Here is a 23,748-nt window from a genome sequence, read left to right on the forward strand (position 1 = left end):
GTATACAAAAAAAGCTCCTGAAATTCAGGAGCAATGATCGGATTAGAAACGCTTCTTGTTCTTACGTTTTCTAGCAGCTTCCGATTTCAACTTGCGTTTTACGCTAGGTTTTTCGTAAAATTCACGTTTACGATATTCTTGTAGAGTACCGGACTTTGACACCGTACGTTTAAAGCGACGAAGAGCGTCATCAAGTGACTCGTTTTTGCGAACAACTGTTTTTGACAATGTGATTCCCTCCCTCCGAGCTTCGAAATAACAATTCGTACTAAGTACTCATGTTTCTTAAATATTATAACTGAATAAGTTATGACCGTCAACATAAAATAAATAACTGTGGCGATAATTATTTATTTATCAGAAAACGTTTTCTAACTTAAAGCAACTATGTTAATATCATACCAAAAGACTGAGGAGTTAAACAATATGGAAAAACAAAAAAAATCAATTAATATTTACATTCTTTCAGATTCTGTCGGTGATACGGGTGATCAAGTCGCTCATGCAGCAGCCGCTCAATTTCTAGATGTGGAATTTAATTTTGCTCGTCATCCGTTTATTCATACAATCTCTTTACTAGATAGTATTTTGAATAAAGCCGTCCGTGAAGATGCAATGGTTTTTTCCACCTTTGTAAATCCGGAATTGAATCAATATGCTGCCGATTTTTGTAACCAAAACACTTTAAAATATTTGGACGTATTGACTCCGGCAGTGAATTTATTTGCTGAAAAAACTAATCTCGCCCCTGAAAATAAACCTGGACGCACCCACTCACTAAATGCAAAATACTTCGATAAGATTTCGGCAATGGAGTTTGCGGTTACCTATGATGATGGAAAAGACCCTGCTGGCTTCTTAAAAGCTGATATTGTCCTCTTAGGGGTGTCTCGAACCTCTAAGACACCTCTTTCACTCTACCTTGCTAACAAGGGCTACAAGGTCGCTAATTTGCCTCTGGTACCTCAAACTCAAATTCCAGATGAAATTTGGCAGGTAGACTCTAATAAGATTTTTGGACTAACTACCACTAAAGAAGTTTTAAATAATATTCGTCGGCAGCGCATGATTGCTTACGGTTTAAATCCAGAATCGTCCTATTCTAATATGGATAGTATCAATAAGGAACTTCAATCTGCAGACGAACTCTTTAAAAAAATTGGTTGTTTAGTAATTAATACTGCTAATAAATCCATCGAGGAGACCGCCACAATTATTATGGAAAGTCTCGTATAAAACCAAAAAATGTCATAAGGCACCGAGATAAATATCTCGTTATCACATTGCCCTATGACATTTTTTAATTATTGATGATTTTTTCAATCAATGTATCATCAAATCTACCACTCTTAAGCATTGCAAGCTCTAGTTGATATGGAGAATGCTTTTTAGCATCTGGATCTTTTACCCATGGTGTCTCTAAAATTTTAGGAACGTTTTGAAATTTATCAAAATTAGCAATATAATGTAGCGCCTTAAATCCAATGGTTCCAAACCCAAGATTTTCATGGCGGTCTTTGTGACTGCCCATTTCATTTTTAGAATCATTTAAATGAATTACGCCGATTTTCTGCAAACCAATAATTTGGTCAAATTCATCCATTACATCATCGAAATGGTTTTTAACATCATATCCCGCATCATTCGTATGACATGTATCAAAACATACGGATAATTTTTCGTTGTGCTCTACTCCAGTAATAATTTGCTGAATTTGTTCAAAGTTAGTTGCAACTTCAGTTCCTTTTCCCGCCATGGTTTCTAACGCAATCTTCACATTTTGCTCTGGTGTAATAATTTGATTTAATCCCTCAGTAATTGACGCAATCGCAGCGTCGGGACCTGCTCCTACATGCGATCCTGGATGTAAGACTAACTGGCTAGCCCCTAAAGCATCAGCCCGTTTAACCTCTTCTTTTAAGAATTCCACGGCGAATTTGAAACTTTCGGGTTTAAAAGTATTTCCTAAATTAACAATGTATGGGGCATGAACCACGACGTCTTTAAAATCATGTTCTGTAAGTAAGGCGCGTCCTTCAGGAATACGTAAATCTTCAATTGCTTTGCGGCGTGTATTTTGGGGAGCTCCTGTATAAATCATCAAAGCATTTGCCCCATTTTCAATACTCGTTTCAACGGAGCCTAAAAACATTTTCCTTCCACTCATACTGACGTGTGAACCAATAATCATTTTTCATCCCTCCGATAGTTAATTTTTTCTATGACTTGTTGAGCAGCTGTCCCTCTTTCCCAACTTACAAAACGCTTGGCAAATTTGTTAAAGCGCTCTGGATCAAGCTCCGCAAAATTATTTTGAAGAAGTTGATCAATTTCAGCTAATAAATGTGTTTCATCGGTAACAATGGAACCTGGTAGCTCAGTATAATAATCAAAATAAAACCCTCTCAAATCATCTCGGTAATATTCCAAGTCATACGCAAAAAATAACATTGGTCGTTTTAAAATAGCAAAATCAAACATTACAGATGAATAATCCGTCACCATTAAATCTGTAATCAGATAAATTTCATTCATATCAGTTGTTGAATCAATAACTACGCGATCTTCAAATCCCTTAATATCAATTCGATCTGTTACAAGGTAATGTGGTCGAATTAATAACATCACATCTTCAGGAAGTAATCCCATCATTTTTTTTAGACTAAAATGCCATCTAAAATGATAATGTCCAACACTGATAAAATCATCTTCTCGCCATGTTGGCGCATATGTCACGACTCTTTTTTCTCCATTGCCAATGATTTTTTGCTTTAGTGCCTTAATCTCAGTTGGTTGATTTTTTTGAACTAATATATCATTACGCGGATAACCCGTTTCTAGAAATTGGTTTTTGAATCGAAAAGCTCGTTTGAAAATATCCTCTGAATATTGGTTTGCAGCTACTAGGTAGTCCCATCGTTTAGCTTCACTAACAAATTCTTTTAAGTACTTTTCTCGCGTGCTTCCGGGTAATTTCACCTGATCCATGTCTGTCGCTAAATGTTTTAAAGGTGTACCATGCCATGTTTGAACGTATTTAGTATTTCGATTTTTCTTCCACCAAGTGGGCATTCTTGAATTAAAAATCCAATAATTTGCTCTTGCTGAAATCCAAATCCATTTTAATGACCATCTTTTTAAGATTTGAGCATTCGGATATTGTTGTACAATTTCATCATAAAATTGACCTTTAATTCCCCAATAAAGTAGTTTAGCAGTTTGATTATCCATCTCCAAAAGCTGATCGTAAATTGCCTTAGGGTTATCGGTTAATCCCTTACCATTAAAACTTTCAAATAAAACTACTCCTTTTTTAATGGGTAATAAAGTTAAAATATCGTTGATAACAATCAATACGTAGCGAATGATAATTTTTAGTTGTTTTTTTAAATTACTCATCTGTACATCTCTCTTTAACTTGCTTAATTAATCGGGCACTAGAATGACCATCATTCAATGTATTCCATTGTTGATTTAATTTATGAATCACATTCTTATCTGAATTGCCAAACAAAATTGCGTCATTAAGTTGTTCCACAGTATTTACCATTTGGTTTAGAAAGGCTGCCTTAAAGCTAGCCTGAATTCCTACCGTTCGTTCAAACTCTTCTAAGTCATAAGTGAAGAAAATTACAGAACGCGCATTATCTAATAGGCTAAAATCAAAAGCTATAGACGAATAATCAGTAATCAGAGTATCAGCAACACAGAGTAACTCCTGAGTTGAAATAAAATGGTCCACCATTATCACTCGATCAGGAGATGCATCAACAATTTGACGTTCCACATTAGCTAGGTGGGGATGTAAACGTACTATCAATACTGCATCCTGAGGTACCTTAATTTTGCGCCAGTCGTCTGGAAGGCTAAATGAAACATCTTTGCGATAAGTTGGTGCGTACAAAATCACTCTTTTTTGGGTTAATTCTGGAAGTTTTGTTTGAATTTTTTTTCGTGCTTTTTCTATCCAACTTTCTTCAAAATATTTATCGGTTCGTGGATATCCAATTCGATCAATTTTGTCGGAAGCTACATGCCAACTTCGCTGAAAAACATCAGCCATTTTTTCAGAACCAACTACAATTTGGTCAAAACTATCATAAACTCGCTGAAAACGTTGTTGATCTTCCACCGAACGATGATATGTACTTGGATCTTCCCAACCAAAAGCTTTAATAGCTCCGTTAGCATGCCACATTTGAATGAAATAATCTTTTTTGGTTTTATTGATAGCACTTAATTCTGGATAATAATTGTCAAAAAGTGTCACTCGGGCCAACTTGATGCCTTTAACAAAGCTCGTAACTTGAAACTTTTTAAACTCGATGGCATGTTTTATGATGTGCCCCTGTTGCAACTGTAAAACATTTTCTTTGACGTTTGTTTTATAGACGATTAAAACTTCGTCTGAACCAAACTGTTTTACTAACTCTCTAATAAAAGTTTCGTTACCAGCAAAGCTCATAAAATAGGCTACTTGGTACTGTGCCTTCTTGGCGCCAAACGCCAAACGAGCTAATCTAACTAGTAATAAATATATTTTTTTCAAAATAAACTCCTTACAAAGTAGGCTCGTAAAAATGTCCTAATATTTTAATCGTATCGGTGATACTTACAAAGGCATGGGGATCAGAGACCTCCATCGCCGCTTCCAATTCCGGCATTTCATAACGCGATACAATGGTGAAAAGGACGGTTTTATCCTTATGATTATAAGCTCCTTCCGCCCCGTGGACGATTGTAATACCGCGCCGCATATTATTTTGGATACTATCGATCACACTCTTAGGACGGTCCGTAATAATCATCACTTGCATCCGTTGCTGTCGTGTATATGTCATATCCATTACTTTAGCGTTAACAATTAATCCAATTGTTGAATAAAAAGCGTATGGCCAGCCATATAGAAAGCCAGCAGCTACAACGATCAAAATGTTAAAGGCAATGTTGATACTTCCAATACTATGCCCTGTTTTACGCAAAATTGTAATTCCTAAAATGTCCAAACCACCGGTCGATATACCACTTTTGAGTGCTAAACCTGTCCCATAACCATTGACTGCACCACCAAAAATTGCACAAATTATAGGGTCTGTTGTCAAAGTCATTGGATGTAAAAACTTAATCATCACACTGGCTAAACCAACGGAAATAACCGTAAAAACGGTAAAACGTGGACTAATCGCAATCCAAGCTAAGATGAACAACGGTACATTTAGAGCGAAAAGTAAAATGGCGACTGAAACGTCCATTGACAAAAATCTTTTTAAAACCGTTGATACTACCTGAGCTGCACCGGTAATACCTGAAGCATAAATATGGCCCGGCGTCCAAAAAAAGTTCATCGCGATCGAAACCAAGATCGCATAGATAAACGATGTTGAAATTCTAGCCACGTATTGGTGACGTTTTGCAATTTTTTTGATTTGATGATCCATTATATATATCAATCACTTTCTTAGTTTATTTAACTCTAGTTTAATATAACATTTTCAGTCACTTGAAATGAAGACTGATACTCATTTAATAATTTTTTATATATAATCCAATAAAAAAAGAGGATTTAACCATCCTCTTTTTTCTAGTTTCTTATTAGTCTTCTGGTTTACGAACATCAATATCTAATGATAATTCAGCTAATTGTTCTTCTGAAACCATTGTTGGAGCTTCTGTCATTGGTTCTGATGCCTTAGAATTCTTAGGGAATGCAATAACATCACGAATATTATCACGTTTAACTAATAATCTAGCAAAACGATCTAAACCAATTGCTAAACCGCCATGTGGTGGGAAACCATAATCGAGCGCTGTTAGTAAGTAACCGAATTGGTCATTGGCACTCTCTAGACTGAAGCCAAGTGCTTTCAGCATCTTTTCTTGAAGTTCACGTGTGTTAATACGAATTGAACCACCGCCTAGTTCAAGTCCATTTAAAATGATGTCATAACTTTGGGCATGGGCTTGATGAGGGTCTTCGCCTTCATCTAGATAATGAACATCCTCTTCATTTGGCATTGTAAATGGATGATGAGCAGCAACCCAGCGTTGGTCACCTTCATCATAGTCAAATAACGGCCAATCTACTACCCAAAGGAAAGCAAACTGATCCTCATCGATCATATCAAAACGTTTAGCAAGTTCAACACGGAGATAACCCAATGTATCACCAACAACCTTGGCACGATCTGCAGCAAACAGTAGTAAGTCTCCTACTTGAGCCCCTGTTTGTTCCATAATTTGTTTTTCAGTTTCTGCATTAAAGAACTTAGCAACTGGACCACTGAAACCATCATCTGTAATCTTCAACCAAGCTAATCCCTTAGCACCAAAGCGCTCTACGTATTTGCCTAGTTTATCAATGTCTTTTCTAGATAAGTTGTTAGCTCCATCAGGAACAGCAATCGCCTTAACTACTCCGCCGTTAGCAACTGCCCCACTGAAAACTTTAAATTCTGAGTCAGCCACAATTGAACTAATATCTTTTAATTCCATCCCAAAACGAACATCGGGTTGATCTGTACCGAAGCGGTCCATCGATTCTTTCCAAGAAATTCGATCAAATGGTAATTTAACATCAATATCCAAAGTATCCTTCATTACGCGAGCAATTAAGCCTTCCGTAATATCTTGAATTTCTTCAGCAGTTAAAAAACTAGTTTCTAAATCGATTTGCGTAAATTCAGGTTGACGATCCCCACGTAAATCTTCATCTCGGAAACAACGTGCTAATTGGTAGTAGCGATCAATTCCAGCTCCCATTAAAAGTTGTTTAAACAACTGTGGTGATTGAGGTAAGGCATAGAAATGTCCTGGGTAAACCCGAGAAGGTACTAAATAATCACGAGCTCCTTCGGGTGTCGACTTTGTTAAGTCAGGTGTTTCAATATCTAAGAAACCTTGTTCATCAAGATAACTATGAACAGCTTGCGTAATTCGATTACGGATTTTAAGACCTTTAAGCATTTCTGGACGACGAAGATCCAAATAACGATATTTCATCTTCAATTCATCAGATGCACTTACTCCATCCTCAATATCAAATGGAGGTGTCTTAGCTGAGTTCAAAATCTTAGCTTGTTGAACTTCCACTTCAATTTGTCCCGTTTTCATTTTAGGATTAACGTCTTTTTCCTTACGTTGTTTGACAATCCCAGTTATTTCAAGGACATATTCATTTCTTAATTGATCAGCAATTTTCAATGCATCAGCCGAAAATTCTGAACTAAATACTAATTGAACGATCCCTTCACGATCGCGAAGGTCAATAAAAATTAGTTGTCCCAAATCACGACGTTTTTGAACCCATCCTTTTAAAGTTACTGTTTGGCCAGTATACTGTTCATTTACTAAACCAGCGTATGTTGTTCTTTTCATTAGTCTTCCTCGCTTATTTTAAAAGATCTTTTAATGTATTAATTTCGCTTAATGCTACGGTACGTTCTTCTCCAGAATGCATGTCCTTTAATTTAAAGATTCGATCATTCATTTCAGATTCGCCAATGGTAACCACATACTTAGCGTTCAGCTTATCCGCTGATTTAAATTGAGCTTTTGGTTTACGATCAAGGTAATCTTGTTCAGTTACAAAATTCATTTGACGAAGTTCATGGACAACCTTAAGAACATCATTTTGAACAAGATCGCCAATTCCAACAACGTAAAAATCAAGTTGTTTACTTTGAAGAGTGGTTTGTGTTTCAGCATTTAATAATAAGAGCAGACGTTCAACTCCTAGTCCAAAACCAACTCCAGAAACTTCAGGTCCTCCTAATTCTTCAACCAAACCATTATAACGACCTCCAGCACAGATAGTAACATCTCCCTTTCCTAAAGGAGAATCTGCAATCATAATTTCAAAAATAGTATGGTTATAATAGTCCAACCCACGAACCATGGATGAATCCACAACGTAGTCTACTCCTAATGTATCAAGTTCTTCTTTAACACTTGTAAAGTGCTTTTGAGCATCTTCAGTTAAGAAGTCTAAAATCTCCGGAGCATTTTCAACAATCTTTTGATCGTTTTTATCTTTGCTATCTAGAACACGTAAAGGATTTTTATGGAGACGAGCTTTAGAATCATCACTCAATTCTTCAAAATGGGGTTCCAAATAATCAATCAATGCTTGGCGGTAACGATCACGACTCTCTTTATCACCTAGCGTATTGATAACTAATTTTAGTCCCGAAACCTTCAACTTTTTAAGAAAATCCATCCCCATCATGATTGTTTCAACGTCAATTTTAGGGCTATCACTACCGAATGCTTCTACCCCGATTTGGTGAAATTCACGTAGTCGGCCAGATTGTGGACGTTCATAACGGAACATTGGTCCCATGTAGTAAACTTTTACCGGTTTCTGGTGTTCTGGTCCATATAACTTATTTTCAACAAATGCCCGAACCACTCCGGCTGTTCCTTCTGGACGTAACGCAATGTGGCGTCCACCTTTATCATCAAAATCATACATTTCTTTGGTAACAATATCAGATGTATCCCCAGCACTTCTTGAAAAGACTTCAAATTTTTCAAAAATTGGTGTACGGATTTCTTCGTAGTTATAAAGTGCAAATGTTTCGCGAGCATTCTGTTCAACAAATTGCCATTCTTTTGAAAATGGCGGTAATATGTCTGCTGTTCCCTTTGGTTTTTGATACTTCATTTATATTCACCTCAAATATTTTTCAAAGAAAATAAAAGACGCCCTTGATTTAACAAGGGCGTCTTGACGCGGTACCACCTTAGATTTGTACTCTACGGCATATATAATGGGTGCCGACCAAATCTCCAAGGTGTCTTCAATATGACGCATGCACTCTTTTCCAGCAACCGAGCTCTCTTAGCCATGTCGTCAATATTTAATAGTCCTTTTCATCGATTTATATTAACTTTAGTTATAAAAGTACTAGAAAAAACCATATTAGTCAAGGCGAATTCGTCAAGTAAGTACCCTTAAAAATTTGCTATAATGGATACTAATAATAATAAATTAAGTGAGATTAGCATGAATAAAGAAATTATTTTTAACTTTATTAAAAGAAACCTTGTTCAAATTGGTCTATCAATTGCGTTTGGGGCTGTAGCAATTTTTTTGATTCTACCACTTTTTAATTCTAAAACCGTATACGTAGGTTTGGATCAAGTTGCAATCCGAAGTTCTAATAGCCGAACGTCAAAAAAAATTGGAACCCTCAATCAATATCAAACGGTAAGCGTACTTTCCAAATCTAACCACTGGTATCATATTCGTTATGATGACACTAAAATGGGCTGGATTCCCGATTGGATTACCAACCGTTCTTTTCCTAAAGGTCAAAAAGAAACTCCTTTAGCAGAATCAATTATTGTCATTGATGCCGGACATGGTGGGGTTGATTCAGGTGCTTTAGGAATCGATCAATCCCATGAAGAAAAGAAATATACCCTACGTGTATCTAAGGCCATTCAAAGTAAATTAGATCACAGTGGAGCTAAAGTAATTATGACCCGTGATAATGATAGTTTTATCGAATTAGCTGAACGTCCCCAAATTGCTAACCGAAATCATGCGGATGCCTTTATCAGTATCCATTTTGATTCTTCTGGTGAAAATAATGCCGGAACTGGAGACACTACCTACTATTACCACGATAACGGTTCGATTGAGTTAGGTAAAGCCATTAATAAACAATTGATTAATGATGTTCCTCTTTACAACCGAGGCGTCAAATTCGCTAATTATCAGGTCTTACGTGATAACAAGCGTCCGGCAATTTTAATTGAGGGTGGATACATCAACACCAACTCTGATTTCAAAAAATTGTCTAGTGCTTCTTATCCAAAAAAGGTCGCCAAAGCTGTTCATCAAGGATTAATCAATTTTTTATCTAGATAAGTCTGAATATCTTTAAAATTATTGGTTATTAATTCTGGATGGCTAGTTACATTAATAATTTGGTCAGGATCAAATAAAATTCCCTTTATATCAGCATTATGTGCAGCGTCGATATCTAAGTTTCGATCGCCAATCATATATGCTGTTTTTTTGTTTGCTTGATTTCGCTCAATTAAATAATTTAATGAAGCTGGATTGGGTTTTCTTGGGAAAGTCATGTTTCCAGTAACAAAGTCTTCAAACCAAGTTTTCATTTCAAATTTTTCTAGTAAAGTAATTGCCGCCTGATTTCGATGAGTTAGCAAATAATTTTTACCACCATGGTTTACTACCGACTCTAGCGTTGCCTTTACGCCTTCAAATGGTCGACTATTTTTTAATTCCTCGTTTTCAATTGCTCGAAAATGACATTCAATCGTAGTACTTTCAATCTTAGCTATACGAGCTAAAACTTTAATCGCATCCCCCAAGGATCCTTGACGCATTTGCTGATAGGCTTGATTTCGGTCAATCTTAATCTGGTAATCAACGGCTGTTTGTACCAAAGCAGCTACCATCGCTGGGTATGTGTCAAATAACGTTCCGTCAAAATCATAAAAAATATCCATAATTTTCTCCTTAAAAAAGAGCTTATCTTAGGAGCTAAACTATGTTTGCTCTACGCCAACAATAGTCTAAGACTTCTAATTTAAGCTCTTTCAATCATTCTTTATTTTGTGTATCTAAAACAATCGTAACCGGTCCATCGTTAACCAATTCCACCTGCATATCCGCCCCAAATTGACCAGTTTGTACTTCAATTCCTGTAGCACGTAACTTAGCATTGAACTGATCATACAGTTTACTAGCCAACTCTGGGTTACCCGATTTAGTAAAGCTCGGCCGATTTCCTTTTTTAGTGGAAGCAAATAAGGTAAATTGAGAAACAGAAAGAATCGCTCCTTTTACATCGTTAATAGACAGATTCATCTTAGCTTGCTCGTCTTCAAAAATACGCATATTAACAATTTTGCGTACTGCAAAGTCGAGATCAGCGTCCGTATCTTCATCGTTGAAAGCCACTAATAGCATGAATCCCGGCCCGACCTTTCCAACTACATTCTCTTCAATTGTAACGCTTGCTTTTGATACTCTCTGAATTACAACTCTCATACATTACTCCTAATGGGTTGGACGTTTAACCACATAAACGTCCTTAACATTTTTTAAGCTTTCCATAACTCGTTGTAAATGTAATAAATTTCGCACTCCGATAGTCATACTGATTACTACCATCCGATTATGATCTAATTTTCCATTCACTGATGAAAGATTTCTAGTAGAGTTATTAACTGATTTCAAAACATCATTTAACATGCCATTACGGTTGTAGCCTTCTACTTCCAAGTCAGCAGAGTAATTTCCTGATTCATCATTAGGATTTTCCCAACTAACTTCAATAATGCGTTCACCATTTTCTTCAGCTTGACGGACGTTGGGACATTCGACCCGATGAACGGAAACTCCTCGTCCCTTAGTAATATATCCCACGATTTCATCCCCAGGAACTGGACTACAACAGTGGCTTAAGCGAACTAATAAATTATCCGCACCCTCAATTACAATGCCTTCAGAAGAAGATTTCTTTTTCTTACGATCGTCATTACTTTCATTAGAGATTGTTTGATGACTTTCTAACAATTGTTTTTGTTCTTCTCGTTGGCGATCTTCTTCTGCTTGCTTACGTAAATCCTTGGTTAACCGATTAGCAATTCCCGCCGGAGCTAAATCACCAAATCCAACTGCAGCAAACAAATCATTAATTTGGGAGAAGTTCATTTGGTTAGCAACATCTTTTAAATGTTCATCGTCCATCAAATCAGAAACATCGTACCCTGTTTGTTCCAATTGCTTAGCAAGGATGTCCCGTCCTTTTTCAACATTTTCTTCGTGATCAACTTGGCGGAAAAATTGTTTAATCTTATTCCGTCCACGTCGAGTAGAAACTAGATTAATCCAGTCACGACTCGGCCCAGCAGAATTTTTGGAAGTTAAAATTTCAACAATATCACCATTTTTAATGGTGTAATCTAAAGGAACGATTTTGCCATTAACTTTAGCTCCGGTAGCATGATTACCAACTTCAGTATGGATGATATAAGCCAGGTCTAGTGGACCAGCTCCCTTTGGTAACTCATACACATCCCCCTTAGGCGTAAATGCATAAACGCGATCACCAAACAGATCCCCTTTAACACCTTCCATAAAATCGGCTGCATCATTACTTTCATCTTGAAGTTCGACAATTTCTTTAAACCAGTTTAACTTCGCATCTGTTGTATTTTGAGCCAACTCATCTTTAATGCCTTCTTTATAAGCCCAATGAGCAGCAACCCCATACTCGGCAACACGATGCATCGCTTGAGTACGAATTTGGATCTCCAATGGTCGCCCTTCTGGCCCTACCACCGTCGTATGCAAAGATTGGTACATATTAGCCTTAGGCATTGCAATATAGTCTTTAAAACGACCTGGGATTGGTTTCCATTTAGCATGGATAGCACCCAACACAGCGTAACAATCACGAACTGACACCGTAATTACTCGAATTGCTAGTAAGTCATAAATTTGACTAAATTGCTTGTGCTGATCGACCATCTTACGGTAGATAGAATAGATGTGTTTTGGTCTTCCATAAATTTCAGTATGCTTTAATTGTAAATCTTCGACCGCTGATTTTAGTTCTGAAATCGCGGAATCAATGTATTCTTCACGTTGATTTCGCCTTGAATTCATTAAATGAACAATTCGATAATATTGTTGAGGATTTAGATACCGCAGTGAAATATCTTCAAGTTCCCATTTAATTGTGCTAATCCCTAAGCGTTCGGCTAGTGGTGCGTAAATTTCCAACGTTTCATTTGATATTCGTCGTTGTTTATCAGGGCGCAAGTGTTGTAGAGTTCGCATGTTATGCAAGCGATCTGCAAGCTTAACAATAATAACTCGGATATCTTGTGACATAGCTAAAAGCAACTTCCGATGATTTTCAGCTAACTGTTCTTGATTTGATTTATATTTGATTTTACTGATTTTAGAAACACCATCGACAATTACTGCCACATCTTTACCAAAAAGTTCTTCGATATCACCTAAGGTAATCAGTGTATCTTCGACTGTGTCATGTAAAAATCCAGCTGCAACCGTTTCAGGATCCATTTTTAGATTGGCTAAAATCCCTGCAACTTGAATCGGATGCATAATATATGGTTCGCCCGATTGACGATATTGTTCCTTATGGACATATGACGCAAAATCACAGGCTTTTTGAACAAATGCCGCATGTTCTTCGTTCATGTACTCCTGGCACATTTTAATTACTTCATTTGCCGTTAACACTGGTTCTTTAGACATTAATATCACCACCAACCTCAAAATACAATAAAAGCACGGAATCAAATGACTACGTGCTTCGCTTTTATTGAATTAAGTATACGTTTATTGATAATAAATTGCAATATTCAGCCGTTAGAAAGGTTATACGACAGTAATTCTACACATAAATATACGATGGTAAAATAATATGAATAATGAGGCAAAATAATAAAGGCCCCTATTAAATATAAAATAGGAAAAACAAATAGAAAAATGAAATGTAATCCATTTGATTTTATTAGATTTCCAAACGTGTAACTTGCCAAAACATTAAATACAATTAATAGCCATAAAACAATCATTACCGATGGCGTATGGCAAAGTTTTAAAATTATTGGAAGGACAATTCCAATTAAGAAAGCGAAAAGTATGTATCGCCAATGAATAGAAAGTCCCCATTTATTAATTTTTTTCATTGTCTTTCTCCTTATTACTTAAGCTCGAATTGATAAGATACAGCTGATAATAAATACATCGGAGCTGTTTCCGCTCTTAAAATTCTTGGCCCTAAACCTGCTAAAACAAATTGATGCTCAGTAAATTCTTGAATTTCCTCTTCTGCAAATCCACCTTCAGGACCGAAGACGGCTAGAAGCTGGTCTCCAGCCTTTAGTTGCAATAGAAGCGATTTAAAATTAGCATGTTCATCTTGTTTAGCCGATTCTTCATAAGCTACCATTCGATGCTCAATGGTTGTTTCAAATAGTGCAGGCGCTTTAATAAATACCACCGTAGGAATAAGCTGGCGATGTGATTGCTCAGCCGCACCTTTGGCAATTTCACGCAGTCTTTTTAATTTCTTCTCCACTTTAGGTTCTGACCAACGAGCTACCGAGTAACGCGACTCAAAAAATATAAAGTGCTTAGCTCCCATTTCAGTTCCGCGTTTAATAATTTGTTCGTTTTTGTCACCCTTAGAAATTCCACACGCAATCGTAATATCAACTGGTAGTTCAACTGACTTAGTAATATCTTCTTTAGTTCTTAAAGTTGCAATTGATCCACTCTTCAAAACTTCCGCAATGAAAACTTTACCATCTAGATCTACAACTTCCACATCTTGACCAATATCAGTACGCATTACTCGAATCAGATGATGAGAATCTTCTTTCGAAAGTTGAAGTTCAGCTTGGATCTTAAGGGGCTGTTTTACAAAATACCTTTGCATAGTTTCTCCTTAATCATCTTTCCGATTAGTAGCAATCACGCCACGCCACTCACCGTAATGTAGAACTTCTTCAATTTTAAAATCATTGGCTATCAATGTATCTATCACTAACTCTAGTTTATCATCAATAATCCCTGATAATATGAAATATCCATTGGAATTAAGCAATTGCTTAGCTTGCGGAATCAATGGTACTAAAATATCGGATAAAATATTAGCAACAATTGTATCTACAGGGCGATTAATCCCTTTCAATAAATCATTAGCACTAACTTTAATATCCTTAGCAATTGGATTTAAATCGAAGTTTTCTTGAGCGGCTGCGACTGCAATATCATCGACATCAAAAGCTTCTACATCACTTGCTCCTAAGTGTTTAGCAGCAATACTTAAAACTCCTGAACCAGTTCCGACATCATAAAGTGTCTCGCCGCCACGCATCGTCATTTCTAAAGCTTGGAGACAAAGACGAGTTGTGGGATGAGTTCCCGTGCCAAAAGCCATTCCTGGATCTAAGCTAATTACCTTTTCATCGCTGAAACTTGCTTGGTAATCACTCCAACTTGGTTTTACCGTTAAATAACGGGTAATGCGGACTGGATGATAATACTTCTTCCATGCTGTAGCCCAGTTGTCATCCTGCACTTCAACCGTCGTAATGCTGGCTTCTCCAATATCAAGTCCAAAGTCAACTAATGCATTCACCTTAGTACGTAATTGACTTAAAATTACGTCAATATTTGTTGTATCGTCTGGATAGTATGCTGATACGATTGCACCTTCAGTAATATGTGGAATATCTTTTAATTCCATTAATTCTGCAGGATTACTAGCTCGATAATTCTCAAAATCTAGTGCATTTTCAATTTTCACTCCAACAGCATCGAGGCCATCGAAAATGCTGCTAACAGCTTCGACGGCCTCGTTTGTTGTTTTGACGTTTACTTCAGTCCATTTCAAACAAAATCAGCTCCTATAATATCTCGTGTTTAGATACTATGATACCATTTTGCTTAAATATACGAAAAGTAAATTATTTTTCACTTAAAGCTTGTTTAGGAAGGACTAGGTTAAGAATGACTCCTAAAACGGTTGCCACTGCTAATCCTGAGAAACTTAGATTACCAATATTAAAACTAGCATTACCAATACCGATTACTAAAATTGATGCAGCAATCATTAGATTACGTTTCTGATTAAAGTCGATTTTATTATCAATTAAAATCCGTAGACCATTAGCAGCAATCGTTCCAAATAGTAGAAAACTAATTCCACCAATTACTGGATTAGGAATACTTTGAATCAATGCGCTTAATTTTCCAACGAAACTAAAGATAATTGCACTCACCGCTGCACCCATCAAAACATAGACACTGTGAACTTTTGTAACTGCAAGTACTCCAATATTCTCACCATAACTAGTTACGGGAGGTCCCCCAATAAAACCAGCTACAATCGATGCCACACCATCACCTGAAAGTGTGTAGTGTAGTCCTGGATCCTTAAAGAAATTACGATGGGTTAAAGTATTCAAAACCATGATGTGGCCAGTATGCTCTGTCATCGTTACGAATGCCAGTGGCATCATACTTAATACGGCCCCGATGTTGAAGTGCATCTGATAATTTACAAATGGAATTTCAAAATTTGGAGCAACTAACCATTTAGCTTGTTGAACAGTAGATAAATCGACCACTCCCATGACAAGCGCGATAAGGTAACCAGCAATTAAACCTAACAAAATAGGAATTAAACTAATAAAGCCTTTGAGATACATATTAAATACAATGGTGATTAACAGTGTTGCCAGTGCGATAATGAAGTATTTGATATCATACACGCTTTGACTGCCAACGGATCGCATAGTTGCATCTGTAGCAGCGGTTCCTGCTAATGATAAACCAATCACCATAATAATTGGACCAACGACAATCGGTGGTAATATCTTATCCAACCAATCCGAACCCATCCAACTAATCAACAAAGCCACAATCAGATACACTACCCCAACTGAGATAGTTCCTTGTGCAATACCTTGATAGCCCGTTGTTTTCATTAACGCCAGCATTGGAACAATAAATGTAAAACTAGAACCCATATAAGCTGGTATTTTAGCTCTGGTTATCAAGATATATAACAGCGTTCCCACACCTGAACTAAAAAGAGCGATTCCTGGGTTTAAACCCACTAAGATTGGAACTAAAACGGTCGAACCAAACATTGCAAACATATGTTGAATAGATAGGCCTACCAACTGAGGAAACTTTACTTTATCATGGATATCTAAAATTGCCTCAGGATTGTGATATTCTTCTTTCTTTGCCATAACCACGTACTTCCTTTCATAGAAAAAGCCTCTTAGATCGATGTGATCCAAGAGGCTTCAGTAAATTCTATGATTCCCCGTTAAGTGCGAGGTTCTACCGAACAAATTGAGCCTTTTGGCCTCACAGGACCAAATTAAGGTTTCTTTTCTTTAATTGACTATACTACGCATAAAACTTAATGGCGTCAATAGTCAATTTACTTTTTTATTTTTTTGGAATGATGTTTTTTACGGCGTGTTATGTTAGTAACTCCATCAGTTTCCGTTAGATGTTTCTTTAAATAAGCTAATAAATCACTTTCTCGACGAAAGATACGAGGATGCTTTTGTTCATGCAGACGTAAATCAATCTCAGTAATTTTAATTCGACCCGTCCATGTATGGGTGTAATTAATAATTGCTCGATTATTAAGTTCATCTTTGCCAAATTTAAAAACATAAACACTTCCTGGCGTCATCATCGGCCGGATATATTTCTTACTATATTGTAGATTATTGCTTCTCAAAAATTGTTTTGTTTTCTTTAGAATTGTTGATCACCTCGACTAATTTTTCTTTTAACTTCCGTATGTATGATTATTCATTCTATCCCATTCCTAGGCAAAAGTAAAATAATTAGGTTGCTTTCGAATGTCTATTATCGGCGTTTTAATAACTTTTAAAGCGTTTCAAGAATTGTTTTTCATTCTATTGTTATTTTTACAGATTAACACCATTCTAAATTCATCCATCCTTCTCTTATTAGTTTAAAAGTAAATATCTTAAACATTTTATAGAAATACTTTCTAATTGGAGTTGATTCTTTTATAAAAAGGCTTTGTTTTAATGGAAAATCCACGTATGATAGATATTATTGAATTTGAGTATACGGATAGGTGTTCTTATGAATCAAAATAAAACAAAAGGTTTGTTATTTGCAATCTTAGGTAGCGTGCTCTGGGGTGGCTCCGGAACAGCCGCTCAATTTGTTTTTCATCATCAGTCAATTGACCCCATTTGGTTGGTCGGAGTTCGACTACTTACGGCTGGTAGTCTGTTAATCGTTTATAGTTTTTTAAAAAATGGTAGGAAGATTTTTACCATTTTTTATACTAAAAGTAATATTTTATGGTTGATACTCTTTGCCCTACTTGGTATGGTTCCATCTCAATTAACTTATTTTCTAGCTATCAAATTTGGAAATGCAGCTACTGCGACAATCCTTCAATTTATGGGTCCTTTATTCATCATTCTTGCTTTGGCAGTTGGAAGTCGAACTTTGCCACGACGAATTGATGTTATTTCCATTCTTGTGGCCCTAATAGGAACTTTACTACTAGTTACTAAAGGTAACCTTGGTAGTCTTGCTTTAGCACCTTTAGCAGTATTCTGGGGACTAATGGCGGGTGTTGGACAAGCTAACTATACTTTGATTCCTCGTCGCTTACTTAAGAATTTTGATGCAGCTTTAGTTACTGGTTGGGCCATGCTGATTGGAAGCATTCCATTTGCTAAGATAATCATAACTAATCGCCCTGCCTCCATTGATCCTGCTTCTATCTTATTGATTGTATACATTATTGTTGGTGGAACTATGTTATCTTACCTATTCTATTTAAGCAGTTTAAATTATTTGAAGCCCGATACGACTGGGATGCTTAGCTCTTTTGAGCCTTTAACTGCCACATTACTTTCAATCCTTTTATTGGGAGTTCATTTTGGGTTAGCTGAAACAATCGGCGGGTTATTAATTTTAACTACGGCATTTCTACAAGCCTTACCTACTAGAAAAAAGATTGTTTAATAAAAATGCACTACTAGTTTTAAAACTAGTAATGCATTTTTTATTCCAGTGAAAATCCTTGTTTTTTAAGAAATTCAGCAACTGCTGGTCTTTTGGGTTCGGCAAAAAAATGAAGCATTTTATGAGACCAATCCGTATTTTGGGGAGCAGTTGAACGATTAGCATAATACACACGAGTTTGTTGATTATAACTATCCAGATTTACTGCAACCGATGGTTCATATCGGTTTTTAAAAGAAATATTCTTTTTAGGTAGACGTGGCTTAATTTCATTTTTTTGAACTGGAATACCCACAGTCATTCCAAAAAGTGACACTGTATATTTAGGTAAACCAAGTAGTTCCTTAATGCTATCCATTTCATTTCGGATTCCACCAATAAAACAGATTCCTAAGTCTAGGGACTCAGCAGCAATCGCCATGTTCTCACCTGCAATGGCCGTATCAACAACTCCTACTAGAAGAGATTCCATATTTTGAATCCCGTCTAATGGTAATTGGGCTTGCTTTAGGATATTAGCTTGTCGATATAAATCTGCTATAAAAACAAAAAAGGCCCCACTTTGTTTTACGTATGCATCACTATTGGAAATTTTGGCGATTTTTTCACGAGTTTTAAGATCAGTCACTTCAATAATAGAAGTTGCTTGAATAAAGTTCGAAGATGAACCACTTTGAGCGGCCGAAACTAATTGATTTTTTACACTTTCAGGAAGTGGTTCCGGCATAAAGTTACGCACGGATGTATGATGTTGCATTAAAATAATTGTATCTCGCATTATTAAATCCTTCTTTTTAAACTTAAATAATCTTTTTAGGCAATTCAAAAATAATATTTAATTCTAGCACACTTTTAAAAAGTTAGTTTAAGCTCATTTGAATTAACTTTTAGAATATTACCCCACAAGCGTTTGAACCATTACGTCTAAACTCTATTGCACTACCTTTTTATTTTTGATAGAATTATAGTGTTATGGAGAGTTGGCAGAGTGGTAATGCATCGGACTCGAAATCCGACGACCCGGCTAATACCGGCGCGCAGGTTCAAATCCTGTACTCTCCTTATTAGTATCTATTAGACCCTAACGAGAATTACCGCTTGTTAGAAATAAAATAGCTTAAAGCCTTTCATATCAAGGCATTAAGCTATTTTTTTGTTTTTGTAGTTCCGATTAGAAAACCACTAGAAATTAAGAAGTTGGTTCCCATTTTAAGAGCATTTTTCGAAAAATTTCATTTTATCTAATTCACCAAAAAACATTCCAATCATAAAGAATTAGTAGATTAATAAATTTAATGAGTATAGAATTTTTATATCCTGATCTAACTGTTATCAAGACCCAGAGTTGTTTATTCTAAATTTACATTAGTCGATTTTGTCACTTTATAATGTCTAACTACAATAAGCACATTGATGAATAAACGCTTAAATTATCAAGAAAAAGACTTGTACGACTTTGTACCATTTTAAATAAAAAAGCTCCCTAGTCATTGGACTAGCAAGCTAAAATAAGTAGATATTTGAGAATATAATTAATATTCCATCAAACTTAATGTATCATAGTCTTTAATTTTTTCACGGCCATTGAGGTCTTTTAATTCGATAAAGAAGGCAGTTCCCACAACTATACCACCTAATTTTTCAACTAATTCAATCGTAGCAGCGATTGTTCCACCCGTTGCTAGTAAATCATCAGTAATTAAAACCTTTTGTCCGGGTTTGATCGCATCCTTTTGAAGATACAATTCTGATTTTCCATATTCTAGACCGTAAGTAGCTTTAACGGTTTCTCGGGGAAGTTTTCCTTTTTTACGTGCTGGTGCAAAACCAATTCCCATTTCATAGGCAACCGGGCATCCCACGATAAATCCTCGTGCTTCAGGTCCCACAATCATTTCAACGCCTTTATCTCTAGCAAATTTAATGATTGCATTTGTTGCTTGACGATACGCCTCACCATTTTCCATTAAAGGAGAAATATCACGGAATGTTACACCTTTTTCTGGGAAATCTTGAATACTTGCAACGTAGTCATGTAAGTCTAATGTCATTTTACGACACTCCTTTGTTATCAACATTCATCAGTCTTTCAACTATAGCTGATAGTTCATCACCACTACTATAGAGTAATTTTTCCTGAGTTTGAATTAATTCTTCACGCTTCTTATACGCCGGTGCCTCAGTAAGTTGGTGCTGTTCTGCTTCAGCATTGATGAAAAGAAGTCCGTTTTCTATTTTAACAAAATTCAACTCAAAAAACACTTTTATCATGAAGTTGATCTTCTCTTGATCTATTTTTAATTTTGGTCCAAGTTGCATGATATCTGTTTTAGTTAATTTTTGAGTTTTAACAATACCAAACATCTGCTTAAATTCAATCCGACTGGGCATGCCACTAGCGTAGAAATCGACGTTATGAAAGAAATAAGTAATGATTCTTTGCGGCTGCGTAGCCTTGATAAGTTCGGCCATTTTGGCTAGATTATCAGGACAATCTACTAATACAATCGTGTCATTTTTCTCAATTGCTGACGAACTGTAATAATAGAATTTACGATTAAGATTTTGACTTTGAATCAAATCCATTAACTTTTGGTTAAAAAAGACATATTGCATGTCACTCTTAAATAAGTTTTTATTCAAATTTGAGGTTCGTTGATCAATAACTTGCAAACCATCGATCTTGATATCATCCGTCATAAATTGAACCGAAACATTACCACGCCACTCGTTAGTATTGATGGTTCCCACCAAACTAATGGGATTTGCAACATTATTTAAGACATCAGCTAACTCACCCCGTTTAAACGCAATAGCATTGATATTTTGATTACCATCATCAAGCGTGAACTTTAAATGTGCCCCATCTTTACCAATTGCCTTTGCTTCTTTAACACGAACGTCTTCAAGTTCAAACTTAGGTACTGGGTTATTCATCCCAAACGGCCCTAAAATTTTCATTTCTGAAACTAACTTTTCAGTTAATTCTTCAATGTTTACTTTTAAATCAATTTGTAATTGCGGCTGTTGCTTAAAATCTAAATTAACTAATTGAGCCGCCTTTTCTAATTGATCAGTTAGAGTTGCAAGCTGGTCAGCCTCTACGGTAACTCCAATAGCCATATGATGTCCACCAAACCCAACACACTTTTCTCGGATAGGATTAATAGCTTCAAATAAATTTAGAGCTGCAACACTACGTCCAGACCCCTTATAAATTCCATTACCACCTTGATCACTAAGAACAATCGTCGGTTTATTAGTTCGTTCGACAATTCGACTAGCAACAATCCCCAAGACTCCTTGATGCCAGTCGTGTCCAGCAATAACTAGCGTTTGGCGGCTAGCATGCTCATCATCAAGGGCAATTTCTTCAGCTTCAGTGTAAATATCACTAACTAATCCCTGACGCTTCGAATTAATCTTATTAATCTCTTGTGCAATTGTTGTGGCTTCTTCTTCATCAAAAGTTGTTAATAGTTCTACTGCTCGGCTGGCATTTTCTAATCTACCAACAGCATTAATTCTCGGAGCCACAGTAAAACCAATGTCTTGCTCGTCGAAATGACTTACATCAACACCTGATATTTCGATTAACTTCTGTAAGCCAATTCTCTGGGTGTTGGGTATCATTTCTAATCCCATCTTTACCAAAAAACGATTTTCATCGGTCATTGAAACCAAATCAGCGGTCGTTCCAATTGCATACAAGTCAAGGAATTCTTCGGGAATTTCTTCAAGTAAAGCTGTTGCCACCTTAAAAGCTACCCCGACTCCAGACAAATCACCAAATGGATAGGCTCCCTCTGGGTGACGTGGATGGATAATTGCATATGCCTCCGGTAATACTTCTGGTATTTCATGATGATCCGTGACAATAACATTCGTACCCTGATCTTCAGCAAATTTGATTGCTTCATTTCCGGCAACTCCATTATCCACGGTAATGATTAACTGAACCCCTTCATCATTAATGAAGTGTTGGTACTTCTTCAAATTAGGACCATAACCATCCTTAAAACGGTCTGGAACAAAGTATTGCACGTTAGCCCCTAACTGATCTAACGTTTCATACATAATGGTCGTACTTGTAACCCCATCTGCATCATAATCACCGTATACAAGAATTTTTTCGTTGCTTTCAATCGCCACAAAAATTCGGTCAAGGGCTTTTTGCATATCGTGCAGTAGCATCGGATCATGTACAATCGACATATCCTCATCAATAAAACTGAGAATATCCTCGCCTGTTTTAAAACCTCTAGCGACCATGATTTTAACCATCGTCTGGCTAAGTTTGGTTTCCGATGCCAGTTGATCGATATCAACATCATCTAACTTGCTAACTTGCCAATTAAATCTGTTATCTTTCATTAATTAACTCCAACTACTTTCGATTAATCAAGGGACTATTAACGATTAAATCACCCATTTTAGGAAATAAGGTGTACATAATCGCTCCCACTCCCATTATTTTAGGTACATTAACTTCCCTAAGATTTTCAATAATGGCCTTATTCACCAATTCAGCCACTTGATTCGCGTTAATCACGAATTGTTGAACACCTTTTAAATATTTACCACTAGGATCAGCAATACTAAAGAAATTAGTATCCATTGGTCCTGGGTTAATTGTGTGGACACGGATGTTGCGGTCATACATTTCTAGACGAAGTGCGTTAGAAAAGCCGATCACGCCGAATTTAGCACTAGCGTACGTAGTTGTTTTAGCCGTCGCAATTTTACCAGCAATAGAAGCAATATTAACAATATCTGCAGCTTCTCCAACGTGATCCACCATTAATGGCAACATTAGGCGTGTAAACTTAATCATCCCCGTCAGGTCTGTCGCAAATGTTCGTTCAATTTGTTCAAAGCTTTGACTTAACAAGTTTTCAAAATATCCCAGCCCAGCGTTATTAACTAATAAATCGACTGTTCCAAGGTGTGAATCAATCCATGCTCCCGTTTGACGGATTTGTTCCTCATTCGTTAAATCACATGCCAAACAGAATACTCTATTTTCACCCTTAACAATACATTTTTCAGCCGTTGCATTTAATTTTTTTGAGTTTCTTCCAATTAAAACTAAATTATCATAGCGAGTGCTATTCAAAATTGCAATCTTTTGCCCTAAACCGCTGCCTGCTCCAGTAATTACTGCCGTTGTCATTAAAATCACT

At 36.4% G+C, this 23,748-nt stretch carries 21 protein-coding genes and 1 tRNA gene; 4 read left to right on the forward strand and 18 right to left on the reverse strand.

Annotated elements, in window-relative coordinates; genetic code table 11:
• Positions 1-42: 42 nt before the first annotated feature.
• A complete protein-coding gene (gene rpsU / locus PEPE_RS05355; RefSeq protein ID WP_002830340.1) occupies positions 43-228 on the reverse strand; it encodes a 30S ribosomal protein S21 in 186 nt (61 codons plus the stop codon).
• 198 nt (positions 229-426) lie between these two features.
• Between rpsU and PEPE_RS05360 the strand changes: the two genes are divergently transcribed.
• Positions 427-1,236 carry a pyruvate, water dikinase regulatory protein gene (locus tag PEPE_RS05360; RefSeq protein ID WP_002833415.1) on the forward strand — a complete coding sequence of 270 codons (810 nt, stop codon included), beginning with the start codon at positions 427-429 and terminating at the stop codon, positions 1,234-1,236.
• 64 nt (positions 1,237-1,300) lie between these two features.
• On the opposite strand, the gene PEPE_RS05365 is transcribed toward PEPE_RS05360, so the two are convergent.
• The 6 genes from PEPE_RS05365 to hisS form a co-directional block, all read right to left on the reverse strand.
• A complete protein-coding gene (locus PEPE_RS05365; protein WP_011673496.1) occupies positions 1,301-2,191 on the reverse strand; it encodes a deoxyribonuclease IV in 891 nt (296 codons plus the stop codon).
• Positions 2,188-3,399 carry a CDP-glycerol glycerophosphotransferase family protein gene (locus PEPE_RS05370; protein WP_011673497.1) on the reverse strand — a complete coding sequence of 404 codons (1,212 nt, stop codon included), beginning with the start codon at positions 3,397-3,399 and terminating at the stop codon, positions 2,188-2,190. The genes PEPE_RS05365 and PEPE_RS05370 overlap by 4 nt, the downstream gene beginning before the upstream one ends.
• Positions 3,392-4,549 (reverse strand): CDP-glycerol glycerophosphotransferase family protein, encoded by a 1,158-nt coding sequence (locus PEPE_RS05375; protein ID WP_011673498.1) that lies wholly within the window; start codon positions 4,547-4,549, stop codon positions 3,392-3,394. Before PEPE_RS05375 ends, PEPE_RS05370 begins: the two co-directional genes overlap by 8 nt.
• Positions 4,550-4,559: 10 nt before the next feature.
• On the reverse strand, positions 4,560-5,438 hold the full coding sequence (locus PEPE_RS05380; RefSeq protein WP_002833420.1) for a YitT family protein: 879 nt from the start codon (positions 5,436-5,438) through the stop codon (positions 4,560-4,562).
• A gap of 154 nt (positions 5,439-5,592) precedes the next feature.
• Positions 5,593-7,374: an aspartate--tRNA ligase gene (aspS, locus tag PEPE_RS05385; protein WP_011673499.1), complete on the reverse strand. Its 1,782-nt coding sequence runs from the start codon at positions 7,372-7,374 to the stop codon at positions 5,593-5,595.
• A gap of 13 nt (positions 7,375-7,387) precedes the next feature.
• A complete protein-coding gene (gene hisS / locus PEPE_RS05390) occupies positions 7,388-8,662 on the reverse strand; it encodes a histidine--tRNA ligase (RefSeq protein WP_011673500.1) in 1,275 nt (424 codons plus the stop codon).
• Positions 8,663-9,004: 342 nt separating this feature from the next.
• Between hisS and PEPE_RS05395 the strand changes: the two genes are divergently transcribed.
• Positions 9,005-9,874, forward strand: coding sequence for an N-acetylmuramoyl-L-alanine amidase (locus tag PEPE_RS05395; RefSeq protein ID WP_011673501.1), 870 nt, complete (start codon positions 9,005-9,007; stop codon positions 9,872-9,874).
• On the opposite strand, the gene PEPE_RS05400 is transcribed toward PEPE_RS05395, so the two are convergent.
• The 7 genes from PEPE_RS05400 to PEPE_RS05435 all read right to left on the reverse strand — a co-directional run bounded on the left by PEPE_RS05400 (position 9,844) and on the right by PEPE_RS05435 (position 17,312).
• Positions 9,844-10,482: an HAD-IA family hydrolase gene (locus tag PEPE_RS05400; protein WP_011673502.1), complete on the reverse strand. Its 639-nt coding sequence runs from the start codon at positions 10,480-10,482 to the stop codon at positions 9,844-9,846. The two genes, PEPE_RS05395 and PEPE_RS05400, sit on opposite strands and share 31 nt — an antisense overlap.
• 94 nt (positions 10,483-10,576) lie before the next feature.
• Positions 10,577-11,026 (reverse strand): D-aminoacyl-tRNA deacylase, encoded by a 450-nt coding sequence (dtd, locus tag PEPE_RS05405; RefSeq protein ID WP_011673503.1) that lies wholly within the window; start codon positions 11,024-11,026, stop codon positions 10,577-10,579.
• A 9-nt stretch (positions 11,027-11,035) separates the two neighbouring features.
• Positions 11,036-13,267, reverse strand: coding sequence for a RelA/SpoT family protein (locus PEPE_RS05410; protein ID WP_002833426.1), 2,232 nt, complete (start codon positions 13,265-13,267; stop codon positions 11,036-11,038).
• A gap of 451 nt (positions 13,268-13,718) precedes the next feature.
• Positions 13,719-14,456 carry a 16S rRNA (uracil(1498)-N(3))-methyltransferase gene (locus PEPE_RS05420; RefSeq protein ID WP_011673505.1) on the reverse strand — a complete coding sequence of 246 codons (738 nt, stop codon included), beginning with the start codon at positions 14,454-14,456 and terminating at the stop codon, positions 13,719-13,721.
• 9 nt (positions 14,457-14,465) lie between these two features.
• A complete protein-coding gene (gene prmA, locus PEPE_RS05425; protein ID WP_011673506.1) occupies positions 14,466-15,416 on the reverse strand; it encodes a 50S ribosomal protein L11 methyltransferase in 951 nt (316 codons plus the stop codon).
• Positions 15,417-15,489: 73 nt separating this feature from the next.
• On the reverse strand, positions 15,490-16,782 hold the full coding sequence (locus tag PEPE_RS05430; protein ID WP_011673507.1) for a uracil-xanthine permease family protein: 1,293 nt from the start codon (positions 16,780-16,782) through the stop codon (positions 15,490-15,492).
• A 197-nt stretch (positions 16,783-16,979) separates the two neighbouring features.
• Complete coding sequence (locus PEPE_RS05435; RefSeq protein WP_171030544.1) at positions 16,980-17,312, reverse strand: hypothetical protein; 333 nt, start codon at positions 17,310-17,312, stop codon at positions 16,980-16,982.
• Between the two features lie 353 nt (positions 17,313-17,665).
• Between PEPE_RS05435 and PEPE_RS05440 the strand changes: the two genes are divergently transcribed.
• Positions 17,666-18,565, forward strand: coding sequence for a DMT family transporter (locus PEPE_RS05440; RefSeq protein ID WP_011673508.1), 900 nt, complete (start codon positions 17,666-17,668; stop codon positions 18,563-18,565).
• A gap of 40 nt (positions 18,566-18,605) precedes the next feature.
• On the opposite strand, the gene nfsA is transcribed toward PEPE_RS05440, so the two are convergent.
• Positions 18,606-19,343 carry an oxygen-insensitive NADPH nitroreductase gene (gene nfsA, locus PEPE_RS05445; RefSeq protein ID WP_011673509.1) on the reverse strand — a complete coding sequence of 246 codons (738 nt, stop codon included), beginning with the start codon at positions 19,341-19,343 and terminating at the stop codon, positions 18,606-18,608.
• A 196-nt stretch (positions 19,344-19,539) separates the two neighbouring features.
• Between nfsA and PEPE_RS05450 the strand changes: the two genes are divergently transcribed.
• Positions 19,540-19,627 (forward strand) — tRNA-Ser (locus PEPE_RS05450).
• Between the two features lie 470 nt (positions 19,628-20,097).
• Here PEPE_RS05450 and PEPE_RS05455 read toward each other — a convergent pair.
• From PEPE_RS05455 to PEPE_RS05465, 3 genes are read right to left on the reverse strand one after another with little or no spacing between them, the layout of a single operon-like run.
• Entirely contained in the window at positions 20,098-20,616 is a 519-nt protein-coding gene (locus PEPE_RS05455) for an adenine phosphoribosyltransferase (protein WP_002833433.1), read from the reverse strand.
• A gap of 1 nt (position 20,617) precedes the next feature.
• A complete protein-coding gene (gene recJ, locus PEPE_RS05460; RefSeq protein WP_011673510.1) occupies positions 20,618-22,939 on the reverse strand; it encodes a single-stranded-DNA-specific exonuclease RecJ in 2,322 nt (773 codons plus the stop codon).
• Positions 22,940-22,952: 13 nt separating this feature from the next.
• Positions 22,953-23,738 (reverse strand): SDR family NAD(P)-dependent oxidoreductase, encoded by a 786-nt coding sequence (locus PEPE_RS05465; protein WP_011673511.1) that lies wholly within the window; start codon positions 23,736-23,738, stop codon positions 22,953-22,955.
• Positions 23,739-23,748 lie beyond the last annotated feature (10 nt).

This window comes from Pediococcus pentosaceus ATCC 25745, from assembly GCF_000014505.1.
In the GTDB taxonomy this organism is placed as follows: Bacteria; Bacillota; Bacilli; order Lactobacillales; family Lactobacillaceae; genus Pediococcus; species Pediococcus pentosaceus.